A 13,983-nucleotide genomic window follows, 5' to 3' on the forward strand; every position below is an offset into this window, starting at 1 on the left:
CCTATGACGCTGCCGACTTCAAACCGGCCGCGATCGAAAAAGCGCCGGAGAGGCCGATTAGAATTGTCGAGGTGCCAAAACCACTGCCGCTGCCTGGCCAAATGCAGCCCGAGCCCGGCAAGGCCGAGGACAAGCGCCCTCCTGAAGAACGCGTCGCTGATGCCAACAAAGCCGCGACCCAGCAACCCACCAAGTACGGGTATGTTAATGCAGTGCAAGTCTACCCCTTCACCGATGGCGCGCTTTATCAACTCTATGCCGCGCCGGAGCGCGTGACCGACATCGCTCTGCAGCCGGGCGAGAAACTAACCGCCGTGTCGGCTGGCGACACCGTGCGCTGGGTCATTGGCGATACCGCAAGCGGCACCGGTGACAATCAGCGCACCCATGTTCTGGTAAAACCCTTCGCGCCGGGTCTTGCCACCAATGTCGTCATTACGACGGACCGGCGGACCTATCATTTGCAGCTTCAAAGCACCGAGAAGACCGCAATGGCGGCAATCTCCTGGACCTACAGCCAAGACCAGATCATCGCGCTTCGCCAGCGCAATGCTCAAGCCGAGGCAGTTACACCGGTCGCGTCGAACATCGCGCTCGAAAACCTTCGCTTTCGCTACTCAATCAGTGGCGACACACCGCCCTGGAGACCGACGCGAGCCTTCGACGACGGCAGCAAGGTCTATATTGAGTTCCCTCGTCGCATAGATCAGGGCGAGGCGCCACCACTCTTCATCGTCGGCGCAGATGGGAGCAGCGAGCTCGTCAACTATCGCGTGCGCGGCAACTATTACATCGTCGATCGGCTCTTCGCCGCGGCCGAACTTCGCCTCGGCACCAAGCGGCAGCAGGTGATCCGCATCAGCAGGATTGACGGCAGGCAACCGCAACGGCGGATCTCGCTCTTTCGCGGCAGCCGGCGAGGTGAGGGCTCATGATCGAAAATTCCCGCTCTGGCATCCCGCCGAAACTGGATCCCGAGGAACTGCAGCTTCGGGCCTCTCCCCGCCGCGTGGTGCGGTTCAGGCGCGGTGTGATCATCGCTATCGCAGCGCTCGGATCCGGCGCTGTCTTCGGCGTTACCATGATCGCCCTCCAGGGGCCGGCCCTTCGCATCAGGGATCAGGCGGAAGATCTCTACAACACTGAGCGCAAACCAACCGCCGAGGGACTCGATACGCTTCCCCATGACTATTCCGGCATGAAGCCAAAGCCTCCCGTCCTTGGGCTACCTTTGCCGGGCGACCTCGGCCGCCCCATCCTCGAGCGGCAGCGCCAGCTCGGCATCGTGCCGGGCCAAGACATCTCGGCCGAGGAGCAGCGTCTAGCGCAGCAGGCGATCGAAGCGCGTGAATCGCGGGTGCTTTTCCGCGTCGAAAATCGAGCTCAACAGACAGATGTCGGAGAGAGCGTGCAAACTGCTCAGCATCCATTTGAGGCGCTTCCCCAATCCGAAGCAGGACGCGCGTCAGCCTCGGTGGCGGCGGCGGAAGGCGACCAGAACAATCAGCAGCGAAAGCTTGATTTTCTCAGCCAGCGGAGCACTGGCGGGATCTACAATCCGCATGCGCTTCAGACGCCGATCTCGCCATATCAACTGATGGCTGGCAGCGTGATTGCCGCCAGCCTGATCACCGGCATCAATTCCGATTTGCCGGGCCTTGTCGTCGCGCAAGTCACCGAAAATGTGCACGACACGGTCACGGGCAACATATTGCTGATTCCGCAGGGCTCACGTCTTATCGGCGTCTACGACAGCGTCGTCGCGTTCGGGCAAAAGCGAGCGCTGCTGGTCTGGCAGCGCATTCTGCTGCCCGACGGCTCGTCGGCCGAAATCGACAATCTGCCCGCGAGCGACACCGCCGGCTACGCAGGGCTGGAAGACAAAGTCGATTTCCACACTTGGCAGATGATCAAGGGAGTGGCGCTTGCCACATTGCTCGGTGTCGGCACAGAATTCAGCCTCGGCGAAAACGAGAGCGATCTGGTCAAGGCGATCCGGGAATCAGCCCAGCAGAACGCCAGTCGAGCCGGCCAGCGCATCACCGAAAAAAACCTCAATATCCAGCCCACCATCGTCGTCCGCCCAGGTTGGCCACTGCGCGTCATCGTGCACAAGGACATCGTGCTGCGGCCATACGCCAGTTGAGCAGGAGTTATCATGGCTGACCTGAAACTTGGAAAACTTCCGGACCGAACAGCTTCGAAGATCACCATTACCGTCAGCGCGGAGCTGAGCCAAACACTCAAGGAGTATGCTGCACTTTACCGTCAGACCTATGGTCAGTCTGAAACCGTGGCAGAACTCATCCCTTTCATGCTGGCGGCGTTTCTGGAAGGCGACCGAGCCTTTGCCAGGGCCAGAAAAGAACGTCTGCCGACGGAGCTTGCCGGAAAATCGTGACTCCTCCGCTAGGGCAGCTGGAACATTGCCTAGCTGTCGCGACCTACCTGCTCCTCGCGAAGCATAGGATCAAACCCCTTGGAATGTAGGTATGCGCAAGAGAGGATGTGGAAGGAGATACCGCGCAACAGCCTAAGTTTGCATTTTCGATTTGATGCGGTAGTCGCCTATGAGCGGTCAAAACGAACGCAGCTGGTTCGCCGATCGACCAAACGGCGAGCGCACTGTGCTTTGCTCAGACCGCCACCGAGTGCCTCGCCGTTCCCCCTTTGAAATATGTATCGAACTTGGCCGCGATGGTTCGAATGAAGGGGCGACTTTCAGTCCGTACGAGGAAACTGTCACCATCGAATTCAAGCGCTCGGGCAGGATCGTGGAGTGCGATGGACCTCGAGCGATGAAGGAGCTGCTCGCCGGCTTTGCCGAACCGCTCCACCAGATCGACTGCCGAGAAGGCAAAATCACACATCAGCCGCTCGATGATCCAGCCACGGACGCGATCGTCGTCGGAAAGGGCAACGCCGCGGACGGCAGCCAACCCGCCATCCGCAACCATGCGCCCGTACCCGGCAGTCGAAGCCATGTTTTGCACGTAGCCTTGGCGAAAACGACCGATGGACGAAGGGCCAAGTCCGATCAGTGTCGGGCAGCGATCCTCAGTGTAGCCCTGAAAATTGCGATGCAAAACCCCTGCGCGGGCCGCTATGGCCAGCGCATCGTCGGGCTTCGCGAAATGATCGAGTCCTATTGCCTCATATCCCTTGGCGACAATTGCCCGCGCCGCGAGTTGAGATTGGGCGAAACGCTCAGTGGGACTCGGCAGCCATGCCTCGTCGATCATCGTCTGATGCTTCTTGAACCAGGGCACATGTGCGTAGCCGAACAGGGCCATCCGGTCTGGCTCCAAGGTCAGTGCCTGCGCCACCGTGGAACAGATCGTCTCGCGTGTCTGATTCGGGAGCCCGTAGAGCAGGTCCAGATTGACCGATTCGACGCCCCGCGAACGAACCCCGTCGACGACTGCCTTGGTCTGCAAAAAACTCTGCTCACGATTAATTGCTTTTTGCACTTGCGGATCGAAATCCTGCACGCCGAGGCTCGCCCGGGTTACGCCGATTTGAGCAAGTGCATCAAGGCGCGCCTTGTCCATGTCGTTGGTTTCGATTTCGATGCTGACCGTAGCATCCGGGAGAAAGTCGAAGCTGTCCCGCAAGGCCGCTCCAAGAGCAACCATATCATCGGGCCTCAGAATAGTTGGCGAACCGCCACCGAAGTGGATTGCACGGACATGTGCCTTGCCGCTCAGCAGACCGGCAATCGTGACGATTTCGGCATTCAGCGAGCGCAGATAAGCGGCCACCGGCTCATATTGGTGCGTCTGCTTGGTGTGGCAGGCGCAGAACCAGCAGAGCTTGTCGCAGTAAGGAATGTGCAGGTACAGCGAGATTTCGTCGCCGCTTTCCAGCGTCTCCAACCAGCCACGGTAAATGGCAGCATCGATCCCCGAATGGAAATGCGGCGCCGTCGGATAGCTGGTGTAGCGTGGGACGTTCTCGCTGAGTTTGACAGCTATTTCCGATTGCATCTCGCGTTCACCGTGTTGCCCGCCGGAACACTGCACGCATCGCTGAAGCAGACCCTGATCTCGATCAGCCGCGCTCATGGACAAACCGCCGCAGGATTTCTCTACCCTGGATGGGTATCCTGCCGGCAGTTAGGATCGGGTAAGGCGAACGCATGACCTTTCGGCAAGACATTCATAGTTCCGGCATTCCTGTTCTTTGCTTCCCTTGCGAGGCACGGCGTCGCGGTGTCTGCGGTGCGCTCGATCCAGACAATTTGGTTGGGCTCGCCAAGACTTGCTCGCGTCGCCGGATCGAGTCAGGAATGGAGTTGACCGGCGAGGCACAGAACGTCGACAGCTACTCCAACGTGCTTTCAGGCGTTGTAAAGCTATCAAAGAGCCTGTCGGATGGGCGCCAGCAGATCGTCGGTCTCCAGTTTGCACCGGATTTTCTGGGACGTCCTTTCAAGGTGGAAAGCTCGATCAATGCGGAAGCGGCAACAGCAGTCACGCTGTGTTCGTTTCCGCGAGCGGCCGTCGAACGGATGATGAAGGCGTCACGGGAATTCGAGCATCGCCTGCTCAAACAGACGCTGAATGAACTCGATGAGGCGCGCGAGTGGATGGTGACGCTGGGGCGCAAGACAGCTCCGGAAAAGGTAGCGACTTTTCTCCTCATGATGGCCCGGAATATCGATTCCAGTCTCGATGCGGCTTCCGGGTCGGCGTCCTTCGATCTGCCGCTGACGCGTGTCGAAATGTCTGATTTCCTTGGAATCACCAACGAGACCGTGAGCCGCCAACTGACGCGATTGCGGGCTGACGGGGTGATTCGGATTGAGAACGCACGCCATGTGACGGTGGACAGCATAAGCCGTCTGGAGAAGCGCTGTGGCGGCGGACGCGAGCGGCCCTAAGCGGCGAGGCCATGTCGCATGACTCCGGGGCGGGCCGTGTTTGCCTTTTAATGCGATGTTGCCGCGCCTTCGACGAAGCGGCGTCACGGTCGAGACAAACAGCTTTCGGGCTTTGATAGGAACGTGACCAATCGCCAGGTGTGTTTCGGCACATACCGGCGAAGCATGGTCCTTAATCTGCCACGGCTCGGCGGAACGATCGCGTTCGTTTCCAATGGGATCCGAACAACGTTTGGCAGGGCATCGGCAATAGCATCCAACGCGCGCAGGGCCTCAGCTTTCGCCTCAGCGATCGCGTCTGCGCCCGCCCAACCCAGGGAACGCCTTCCATGAGGGGGGTGAGCCCGCGCTGCGTTCCTCGTTCATTCGCCACCTGCTGATTGCGCCGCCGACACAAAATCTTGCGGCCTGACATAGATCAGGGCGAGGGGGCGGCGGCTGCGCGATTAGTGCGCTGCGGATTTGGCATCCACCAGATTCGAGATCGGGATCTGCAATGAAATTCGGCACAGAGATCGTCCTTCTAAGCGTGTTCGCTTTTGCGGCCCTGGTGGCCGCCGGCTTCGGCGTGGATGAACCTTTCCGCCGACACATGTGGGTGTTGTTCTTCGCAGTGGCTGGTTTCACTGCGATCCTGTTGCGCAACACGGAGTTCAAGCCAGCAGCTCCGATTGACCCATCCGCTTACATGGATGGTCCGATCCGCTACGGCGCGATCGCCACCGTGTTCTGGGGTGTCGTCGGCATGCTGGTCGGCGTGGTGATCGCGCTGCAGCTCGCCTACCCCGATCTCAACATCCAGCCCTGGTTCAATTTCGGTCGTTTGCGGCCGTTGCACACATCCGGTGTCGTCTTCGCCTTCGGCGGCAACGCGCTGCTTTGCACGTCTCTGTATGTCGTGCAGCGCACCTGCCGCGCCCGCCTCTTCGGCCGTGATCTGGCCTGGTTCGTCTTCTGGGGCTACCAGCTGTTCATCGTCATGGCCGCGACCGGCTACCTGCTCGGCATCACCGAGGGCCGCGAGTACGCCGAACCCGAATGGTATGTGGATGTCTGGCTGACCATCGTCTGGGTCGCCTACCTCATTCTGTTCCTTGGCACGATCCTGAAGCGCAAGGAACCGCATATCTACGTGGCCAACTGGTTCTACCTGTCGTTCATCGTCACCATCGCGATGCTGCATGTGGTCAACAACCTGTCCATACCAGTCTCGTTCCTGGGCTCCAAGAGCTACTCCGCCTTTTCAGGGGTCCAGGACGCCTTGACGCAATGGTGGTACGGCCACAACGCGGTCGGCTTCTTTCTCACCGCCGGCTTCCTCGGCATGATGTATTATTTCGTGCCCAAGCAGGCGAACCGGCCAGTCTATTCGTACCGGCTGTCGATCGTCCATTTCTGGGCGATCATCTTTCTCTACATCTGGGCCGGGCCGCATCACCTGCACTACACCGCCTTGCCCGATTGGGCGCAGACGCTCGGCATGGTGTTCTCGATCATGCTGTGGATGCCGTCCTGGGGCGGCATGATCAACGGCCTGATGACGCTGTCCGGCGCCTGGGACAAGCTGCGCACCGATCCGATCATACGCATGATGGTGATGGCCGTCGCCTTCTATGGCATGTCGACCTTCGAAGGCCCCATCATGGCGATCCGGGCGGTCAATTCGCTGTCGCATTATACCGACTGGACGATCGGCCACGTCCATTCGGGCGCGCTCGGCTGGGTTGGCATGATCTCGTTCGGCGCAATCTACTACATGGTGCCGAAGCTCTGGAACCGGCAACGGCTCTACTCGTTGCGGCTGGTCACCTGGCATTTCTGGCTGGCGACACTTGGTATCGTTGTCTACGCCGCGGTGATGTGGGTATCCGGCGTCATGCAGGGCCTGATGTGGCGCGAATACGACGAGCAGGGCTTCCTGGTCTACTCCTTCGCCGAGACCGTCGCCGCCATGCACCCCTACTATGTCATGCGCGCCATCGGTGGGGCCATGTACCTCTCCGGCGCGCTGATCATGGCCTGGAACATCACCAGGACCATCCTCGGCCACCAGCGCGAGGAGGAGCCGATGCCGAGCCCCGTCGCCATCCGACCTGCGCGATCAGGAGCCAGGTAATGGGCTTGATGGACAAACACGCAATCATCGAGAAGAACGCCACGCTTCTTCTCGTTGGCTCGCTGCTCGTGGTGACGGTCGGCGGCATCGTCGAGATCGCGCCTCTCTTCTATCTCGACAATACGATCGAGAAGGTGGAAGGCATGCGCCCCTATTCGCCGCTCGAACTTGTCGGGCGCAACATCTATATGCGCGAGGGCTGCTACCTCTGTCATAGCCAGATGATCAGGCCGTTCCGCGACGAAGTTGAGCGCTATGGCCACTACAGCCTAGCTGCCGAGTCCATGTACGATCACCCCTTCCAGTGGGGATCGAAGCGCACCGGGCCGGATCTCGCCAGAGTTGGCGACCGCTACTCGAATGCATGGCATGTCGCGCATCTTACCGACCCGCGCTCGGTGGTGCCGGAATCGATCATGCCGAGCTATGGGTTCCTGAAAGACACGCCGATCGACGTGAAGGATTTCTCAACGCATCTGGTCGCCAACAGGCTTGTAGCCGTCCCTTACACCGATGACATGATCGTCCACGCCAATGCGGATCTGGCGGCGCAGGCCGATCCCAATGCCGACACATCAGGCCTTGAGGCGCGTTACCCAAAAGCCAAGATCGGCGACTTCGACGGCAACCCGCAACAGGTCACCGAAATGGATGCCCTGCTCGCCTACCTGCAGATGCTTGGCACACTGGTCGACTTCAAAAATTACGACGAAGCCGCCGGCTACCGCTGAGGAGAACGCTGATGACCTACAATTTGATGCGGGCGTTTGCCGACAGCTGGGGCCTGGTTGCGATGGCGCTGTTCTTCGTGGGGTGCATCGCCTTTGCCCTACGCCCCGGCAGCCGAAGGCTGGCCGACGAAGCGGCCCGCATTCCGCTCGAGGACGAGTGATCATGAGCGACGAGCATATCGATGAAATCTCTGGCGTCTCGACCACCGGCCACGAATGGGATGGCATCCGGGAGCTGAACAACCCGCTTCCCAGATGGTGGGTTATCACCTTTTACGTCACCATTGTCTGGGCGATAGGCTACACCATCGCCTATCCAGCATGGCCTCTGTTGCACTCGGCGACGAAGGGTGTGCTCGGCTATTCCAGCCGCAACGAGGTCAGGAACGAGCTGACTGCGGCTGAGGCCGCCAAGGGCAAATATATCTCGGCGGTGGAGTCCAAGAGCGTCTCGGAGATCTCCGCGGACGACGGCCTGCGCGAATTCGCAATCGCCGCCGGTGGCGCCGCTTTCAAGGTCAATTGCGTACAATGTCACGGCTCCGGCGCCCAAGGTTCCAAGGGCTTTCCCAATCTCAACGACGACGACTGGCTATGGGGCGGCAAGGCCGAGCAGATCCAGCAGACGATTACGCACGGCATCCGCTTCGCATCCGATCCGGACACGCGCCTGTCGGAAATGCCGGCCTTCGGCGACATCATTACCGCCGACCAGATCGCACAAGTCAGCGCCTACGTGGCCAGCCTTTCCGGCAAGGTCCGCGATGCAAGTCTGATCCAACCCGGCGCCAAGGTCTTTGCCGAGAACTGCGTCGCCTGTCACGGCGACAATGCAAAAGGCAACAGGGAATTCGGCGCCCCCGACCTGACCGATGCGATCTGGCTCTATGGATCCGGTGAGACAGCCATCGCCGCACAGGTCCGTGCGCCAAAACAGGGCGTCATGCCGGCCTGGGTTGGCCGTCTCGGCGAGATCAAGGTCAAGGAACTTGCAGTTTATGTCCATTCGCTTGGCGGCGGAGAATAGGAATGGAAGTCCTATTCTTCGGTCCCCCCTGCCAAGCGGACGAGGCCCGGCGTGAGCCGGGCCTCGACACCATCCCTAATGCGATCTGCACAACCCGGCAAGGCTATCCTACCGCGAGGCTTTACGACAGGTGCCCCTGACATTGGCTGGGAAAGTGGAGTTGCACATGCGTGATAAGACGCAGTTGACACGGCTCGAAACAGAAACTGTCAATTCCGCCAAAACCCGCAAGCCGCTTTATGCCGCGCGTCAAAAGATCTTTCCGAAGCGCGCCTCGGGCAACTTTCGTCGCTTCAAATGGCTGGTGATGACGATCACACTTGGCATCTACTACCTGGCTGCGTGGCTGCCTTGGGCTCGCGGTCCATTTGCCCCGGACCAGGCAGTCCTGCTCGATCTCGCGAACCGGCGCTTCTACTTCTTCTTCATCGAGATATGGCCCCAGGAATTCTTCTATGTGGCCGGCCTCCTGGTCATGGCGGGCGTCGGTCTTTTTCTGATCACCTCGACTGTCGGCCGTGCCTGGTGCGGCTATGCATGCCCTCAGACGGTGTGGGTCGATCTGTTCCTCGTCGTCGAACGTGCGATCGAGGGGGACCGCAACGCCCGCATGAAACTTGACGCAGGTCCCTGGACCGCGCGCAAGCTCATGCTGCGTGTGTCCAAGCACACCATCTGGCTGGTCATAGGGGCGGCGACTGGCGGCGCCTGGATCTTCTACTTTGCCGATGCACCGACGCTGCTCGGCGAGCTCTTCACCGGCACTGCGGCGCCCGTCGCCTACATCACTGTCGCCGTCCTGACGGCTACCACCTACACGTTCGGCGGTCTGATGCGCGAACAGGTCTGCACCTATATGTGCCCGTGGCCCCGCATCCAGGCGGCCATGCTCGATGAAAATTCCCTCACTGTCACCTACAATGACTGGCGCGGCGAACCGCGTTCGCGCCACGCCAAGAAGGTGCTGGCCGCAGGCCAGCCCGTGGGCGACTGCGTCGACTGCAATGCCTGTGTCGCGGTCTGCCCGATGGGGATAGACATTCGCGACGGCCAGCAGCTCGAATGCATCACTTGCGCGCTCTGCATCGACGCCTGTGACGGCGTCATGGACAAGCTCGGCAAGGAGCGTGGGCTGATCGCCTATGCGACGCTCTCCGACTACAACGCCAACATGATGCTGGCGACTGCAGGCGGGTCCAGCTCAGTCAATCCATCGCTGATCAGGACCGCTGATGGCCTGTTCTCCGACAAGGTGGCGCATTTTCACATCCGCAAGATCTTTCGGCCGCGCACCTACGTCTACATGGGCTTGTGGTCGCTGATCGGCCTCGGCCTGCTCTATTCGCTGCTGACGCGCGATCGGCTCGAACTGAACGTATTGCATGATCGCAATCCCCAGTTCGTCACGCTGACCGACGGATCCATCCGCAATGGCTATACCGTCAAGCTGCTCAACATGATCCCCGAGCCGAGGACGATCGTCGTAACCATGCAGGGCCTTGAAGGCGCTGACATGGTCGTCGTCGGCGACGACATCCCCGCAGGCCGTTCCTTCGCCATTCCGGTCGAACCCGACCGCCTGAAAATGCTGAGGGTCTTCGTTCGCCAGCCGGCGGACCAGATCCGCGCTCCGGCACAGACCTTCAAGTTCCGCGTCGAGGACAGAGCCAGCTTTGAGTCGAACGAGTACACCGCCACCTTCAACGCGCCGGAGCCCCTCAGATGACTGCCAATGTACAAAAGCCTCGTGAATTCACCGGCAGGCACATGCTGGTCATCATCCTGGCCTTTTTCGGCGTGGTCATCGCAGTCAATCTGACCATGGCAACGCTCGCCAGCACAAGCTGGACTGGCCTCGTCGTCGAAAACACCTATGTGGCGAGCCAGCAATTCAACAAGAAGGCCGAGGAAGGACGGGCGCAGGCAGCACTTGGCTGGACCGGCAAGCTGACCATCGCATGGGGCGAAGTTCGCTATGGCCTCGCCGACGTCGCCGGCAAGCCGGTTCCCTTGCACGGCGTCAAGGTGCTGTTTCGCCATCCCGCGTACGAGAAGGAGGACAAGTCGGTCACCCTCGCACCCGCCTCGGGCCAGGAATTCGCAGCCCAGCACATGCCGAAGGACGGCGTCTGGATTGTCGAAGTCGACGCCGACGCCGGTCTGGACAAACCGTATCGCGACGTCCGCCGGATCATGATTTCCAATGGAGCGCTGCAATGAGTTGTTGTGCACCGGGCGCCGAAATGGCGCTTGATCTGGTCAACACCGGATCGGTCCTGCCGTCCAGCCAGGAGATCAGGCTGGCGAGCCGATCGCTTGGCGATGATCTTCACCAGACCGATCTTTCAGTACCGACGGTTCATTGCGCAGGCTGCATCCAGACGATCGAGACGGCGCTGGGAAAGCTCGATCGCGTCGAGAGCGCCCGCGTCAACCTGTCGACGAAACGGGTCTCTGTCCGGTGGCGTGGTGACGAGGTCCCACCGTTCGTCGTCGCGCTTGGGCGGCTAGGCTACCAGGCGCATCTCTTCCCTTCCGAGGTCGGCGACAAGGACAGGACGTTATCGGATTTGATCCGCGCGGTCGCGGTTGCCGGCTTTGCGGCGGGCAACATCATGCTGCTTTCGGTCTCGGTCTGGTCCGGCGCCGAAGGTGCTACCCGCGACCTGTTTCACTGGGTCTCGGCGCTGATCGCCATTCCTGCCCTCGCCTTCGCCGGCGGCATCTTCTTCCGTTCGGCCTGGAATGCTTTGCGCCATGGCCGCATGAATATGGACGTGCCGATCGCGGTCGGTGTTTCGCTCGCCTACGCCATGAGCCTCTACGAGACGATCAACCATGGCGATCACGCCTATTTTGACGCGTCGGTATCGCTGCTGTTCTTCCTGTTGATCGGCCGCACGTTGGATCACGTGATGCGCGAACGTGCCCGGACCGCTGTGAAAGGCCTGTCCCAGTTGGCCGCACATGGCGCCATGGTGCTGCGCAGCGACGGCGCGCGCGACTATTTGCCGGTCGGCGAGATCGAACCAGGCATGCGGTTGTTGATCGCAGCCGGTGAGAGGATCCCCGTCGACGGCAAGATCATCCAGGGAACGTCGGATCTCGACTGCTCGCTGGCCTCAGGCGAAAGCACGCCGAAAAACGTGGCGCCGGGCGAAGCAGTTCAGGCCGGCGTGCTCAATCTTACCGGCCCGCTGACGATTGAGGCGACAGCCGCCGCGAAGGATTCGTTTCTGGCGGAAATGGTTCGTCTTATGGAAGCCGCAGAGGGCGGCCGCGCGCATTATCGCCGGATCGCCGATCGCGTTTCAGCGCTCTATGCCCCGGTGGTTCATCTCACAGCCTTCGCGACGTTCCTTGGCTGGATGGCGGTGACCGGCGACTGGCACCGGGCGATAACCATCGCCATTGCCGTTCTGATCATCACCTGCCCGTGCGCGCTCGGCCTCGCCGTACCGATCGTTCAGGTGGTCGCCGCGCGGCGCCTGTTTGAGAACGGCATCATGGTAAAGGACGGTTCTGCCATGGAGCGCCTGGCGACGATTGATACAGCGGTGTTCGACAAGACCGGAACGCTCACGCTCGGCCAGCCCCGGCTGGTCAATGCATCGTCGATCGATCCGGCCATGCTGGCAGTCGCGGGAGACATGGCTACGCATTCCCGCCATCCTTTTTCAAAGGCCATAGCCGGTTTTGCCCATCCCGGCGGGCAGTACAAATTTGATGCCGTCACCGAGCATCCAGGGTTTGGAATCGAAGCCACTGGAGCCGGAAGCACCTGGCGGCTAGGCCGACGCGGATGGGCTGGATGGAGAGCCCGGACCGGTGGTGAAGGCAAACATGGCGGAACCGTGCTGACAAAAGACGGGTTCATTGTCGCGACCTTCGATTTTGAGGACGCGCTGCGCGCAGACGCCAAGGCGGCGATCGGGCAATTGAGCCATGCCGGGGTGTCAGTGGAAATGCTGTCGGGCGATACTGCGGGTGCCTGCGGTGAAGTCGCAGAAATGCTGGGTGTCAAGGACTTCGTTCCGTGCCTGCTGCCATCCGGCAAGGTCGAGCGCATCGAGACCCTGGCGAAAGACGGACACAAGGTTCTGATGGTTGGCGACGGCCTCAACGACACGCCGGCGCTCAGCGCGGCGCATGTCTCGATCGCTCCAGCTACCGCCGCCGACATTGGCCGCAATGCCGCCGACTTCGTATTCCTGCGCGAAAGCCTTCTGGCAGTGCCTCTCGCGCTGGACGTCTCGCGCAAGGCGGGACACCTGATCCGCCAGAACATCGCGATTGCGATCGTCTACAATGCGGTGGCAGTACCAATCGCCATCCTCGGGCACGCCACGCCTTTGTTAGCGGCGATTGCCATGTCTGCCTCATCGGTGCTTGTTATTGGAAACGCATTGCGCTTGCACGGCTTCGGGGCGAATGCGACGCTGCAAGTTATTCAAAAAGTCGGACGCTCCGCAGTCAGCTATTCGGCATAATCCTCGTGACGACGTTGCTCTATCTCATACCAGTGGCCCTTTTTCTGGGTGCACTGGGTGTGTCCGGCTTCGTCTGGGCATTGCGAAGCGGTCAATACGAAGATCTCGACGGAGCCGCCGAGCGGATACTAATTGATCGGGACGACAAACCGGAACGCTGATTTCAATCCGCTGTGCATAAGATGCGCGGATCGCGCTCGTCAGTCGAGCCGGCTCGGTCGGGAACAAGCTGTCCATGCTCCATGCTCCATGCTCCATGACCATCTTGACCTAAGCTGCACACTACATTTGTGAAAAGCCTCTGTCGTGCGAAGGACTGCCTCCCATTGCACCCAGTATGAGGCGGCTGATGCCACGAGAGTACCTCGCGTGGCCGGACGAGAGCTTGGCCATGTGCGCACGGGTTCCAAAGTGGAACGTCACGGTCGATCACCTGACCGTGAACCGCCAGTGCCGATTGGTCATGTCTGGCTGATCCAGATCAGGGTCATACTCATCGGTGTGTTCTATTGACCAGTCTTCGACGGAGAAATGCATGACTTACGGAAAGATTGGTCGTCATTATCAGCACCTTCACGGTTCTGGGTTTTCTGTCGTGTGGTCGGCCATGCCTTGTGCTTACGGCGCAGCCATTAGCTGACCGGCGTCGTGTGTATCTCGCTTGCTGGCTGACCATCCGCGTGGCTGCGCGGACACGGGGGCCGATCAACAGCTTTCGCCTTTGATGGGTTGTGTGC

13 protein-coding genes are annotated in these 13,983 nt (G+C 60.5%); 12 read left to right on the plus strand and 1 reads right to left on the minus strand.

The features are described from left to right. The 3 genes from trbG to EOA28_RS03345 form a co-directional block, all read left to right on the plus strand. On the plus strand, nucleotides 1-935 hold a 935-nt coding region (gene trbG, locus EOA28_RS03335; RefSeq protein ID WP_128314566.1), incomplete at its 5' end, for a P-type conjugative transfer protein TrbG. After that, the gene (locus EOA28_RS03340; protein WP_126057785.1) at nucleotides 932-2,146 is read left to right on the plus strand and encodes a TrbI/VirB10 family protein; all 1,215 of its coding nucleotides are present in this window, start codon (nucleotides 932-934) and stop codon (nucleotides 2,144-2,146) included. The genes trbG and EOA28_RS03340, both read left to right, overlap by 4 nt. Nucleotides 2,147-2,158: 12 nt before the next feature. Next, on the plus strand, nucleotides 2,159-2,401 hold the full coding sequence (locus tag EOA28_RS03345; protein ID WP_126057786.1) for a DUF2274 domain-containing protein: 243 nt from the start codon (nucleotides 2,159-2,161) through the stop codon (nucleotides 2,399-2,401). 235 nt (nucleotides 2,402-2,636) lie between these two features. Here EOA28_RS03345 and hemN read toward each other — a convergent pair whose 3' ends face one another. Next, complete coding sequence (hemN, locus tag EOA28_RS03350; protein ID WP_126059321.1) at nucleotides 2,637-3,986, minus strand: oxygen-independent coproporphyrinogen III oxidase; 1,350 nt, start codon at nucleotides 3,984-3,986, stop codon at nucleotides 2,637-2,639. 152 nt (nucleotides 3,987-4,138) lie between these two features. Here hemN and EOA28_RS03355 point away from each other — a divergent pair, with 152 nt between their 5' ends. From EOA28_RS03355 to ccoS, 9 genes are all read left to right on the plus strand, one after another. After that, nucleotides 4,139-4,882, plus strand: a complete 744-nt coding sequence (locus EOA28_RS03355; protein WP_126057787.1) for a Crp/Fnr family transcriptional regulator — start codon at nucleotides 4,139-4,141, stop codon at nucleotides 4,880-4,882. 496 nt (nucleotides 4,883-5,378) lie between these two features. Next, on the plus strand, nucleotides 5,379-6,998 hold the full coding sequence (gene ccoN / locus EOA28_RS03360) for a cytochrome-c oxidase, cbb3-type subunit I (protein WP_126057788.1): 1,620 nt from the start codon (nucleotides 5,379-5,381) through the stop codon (nucleotides 6,996-6,998). Next, nucleotides 6,998-7,729, plus strand: a complete 732-nt coding sequence (gene ccoO, locus EOA28_RS03365) for a cytochrome-c oxidase, cbb3-type subunit II (protein ID WP_126057789.1) — start codon at nucleotides 6,998-7,000, stop codon at nucleotides 7,727-7,729. The genes ccoN and ccoO overlap by 1 nt, the downstream gene beginning before the upstream one ends. An 11-nt stretch (nucleotides 7,730-7,740) precedes the next feature. Next, nucleotides 7,741-7,890, plus strand: coding sequence for a cbb3-type cytochrome c oxidase subunit 3 (locus EOA28_RS03370; protein WP_024502864.1), 150 nt, complete (start codon nucleotides 7,741-7,743; stop codon nucleotides 7,888-7,890). A 2-nt stretch (nucleotides 7,891-7,892) separates the two neighbouring features. Then, nucleotides 7,893-8,756, plus strand: coding sequence for a cytochrome-c oxidase, cbb3-type subunit III (ccoP, locus tag EOA28_RS03375; RefSeq protein ID WP_126057790.1), 864 nt, complete (start codon nucleotides 7,893-7,895; stop codon nucleotides 8,754-8,756). 166 nt (nucleotides 8,757-8,922) lie between these two features. Then, nucleotides 8,923-10,482 (plus strand): cytochrome c oxidase accessory protein CcoG, encoded by a 1,560-nt coding sequence (ccoG, locus tag EOA28_RS03380; RefSeq protein WP_126057791.1) that lies wholly within the window; start codon nucleotides 8,923-8,925, stop codon nucleotides 10,480-10,482. Continuing rightward, nucleotides 10,479-10,976: a FixH family protein gene (locus EOA28_RS03385; RefSeq protein WP_126057792.1), complete on the plus strand. Its 498-nt coding sequence runs from the start codon at nucleotides 10,479-10,481 to the stop codon at nucleotides 10,974-10,976. The genes ccoG and EOA28_RS03385 overlap by 4 nt, the downstream gene beginning before the upstream one ends. Beyond that, nucleotides 10,973-13,246, plus strand: coding sequence for a cation-translocating P-type ATPase (locus tag EOA28_RS03390; RefSeq protein ID WP_126059322.1), 2,274 nt, complete (start codon nucleotides 10,973-10,975; stop codon nucleotides 13,244-13,246). Before EOA28_RS03385 ends, EOA28_RS03390 begins: the two co-directional genes overlap by 4 nt. 5 nt (nucleotides 13,247-13,251) lie before the next feature. Then, nucleotides 13,252-13,407: a cbb3-type cytochrome oxidase assembly protein CcoS gene (ccoS, locus tag EOA28_RS03395; protein WP_081714250.1), complete on the plus strand. Its 156-nt coding sequence runs from the start codon at nucleotides 13,252-13,254 to the stop codon at nucleotides 13,405-13,407. Nucleotides 13,408-13,983 lie beyond the last annotated feature (576 nt).

The sequence above is a fragment of the Mesorhizobium sp. M2A.F.Ca.ET.067.02.1.1 genome, assembly GCF_004023285.1.
Classification (GTDB): domain Bacteria; phylum Pseudomonadota; class Alphaproteobacteria; order Rhizobiales; family Rhizobiaceae; genus Mesorhizobium.

Excerpts from the sequence above, each read along its gene's own strand:
- EOA28_RS03385 (WP_126057792.1), top strand. The coding sequence starts at position 10,479 with ATGACTGCCAATGTACAAAAGCCTCGTGAATTCACCGGCAGGCACATG.
- EOA28_RS03340 (WP_126057785.1), top strand. The coding sequence starts at position 932 with ATGATCGAAAATTCCCGCTCTGGCATCCCGCCGAAACTGGATCCCGAG.
- ccoP (WP_126057790.1), top strand. The coding sequence starts at position 7,893 with ATGAGCGACGAGCATATCGATGAAATCTCTGGCGTCTCGACCACCGGC.
- EOA28_RS03345 (WP_126057786.1), top strand. The coding sequence starts at position 2,159 with ATGGCTGACCTGAAACTTGGAAAACTTCCGGACCGAACAGCTTCGAAG.
- ccoG (WP_126057791.1), top strand. The coding sequence starts at position 8,923 with ATGCGTGATAAGACGCAGTTGACACGGCTCGAAACAGAAACTGTCAAT.
- ccoO (WP_126057789.1), top strand. The coding sequence starts at position 6,998 with ATGGGCTTGATGGACAAACACGCAATCATCGAGAAGAACGCCACGCTT.
- EOA28_RS03355 (WP_126057787.1), top strand. The coding sequence starts at position 4,139 with ATGACCTTTCGGCAAGACATTCATAGTTCCGGCATTCCTGTTCTTTGC.
- hemN (WP_126059321.1), bottom strand. The coding sequence starts at position 3,986 with ATGCAATCGGAAATAGCTGTCAAACTCAGCGAGAACGTCCCACGCTAC.
- ccoN (WP_126057788.1), top strand. The coding sequence starts at position 5,379 with ATGAAATTCGGCACAGAGATCGTCCTTCTAAGCGTGTTCGCTTTTGCG.
- EOA28_RS03390 (WP_126059322.1), top strand. The coding sequence starts at position 10,973 with ATGAGTTGTTGTGCACCGGGCGCCGAAATGGCGCTTGATCTGGTCAAC.
- EOA28_RS03370 (WP_024502864.1), top strand. The coding sequence starts at position 7,741 with ATGACCTACAATTTGATGCGGGCGTTTGCCGACAGCTGGGGCCTGGTT.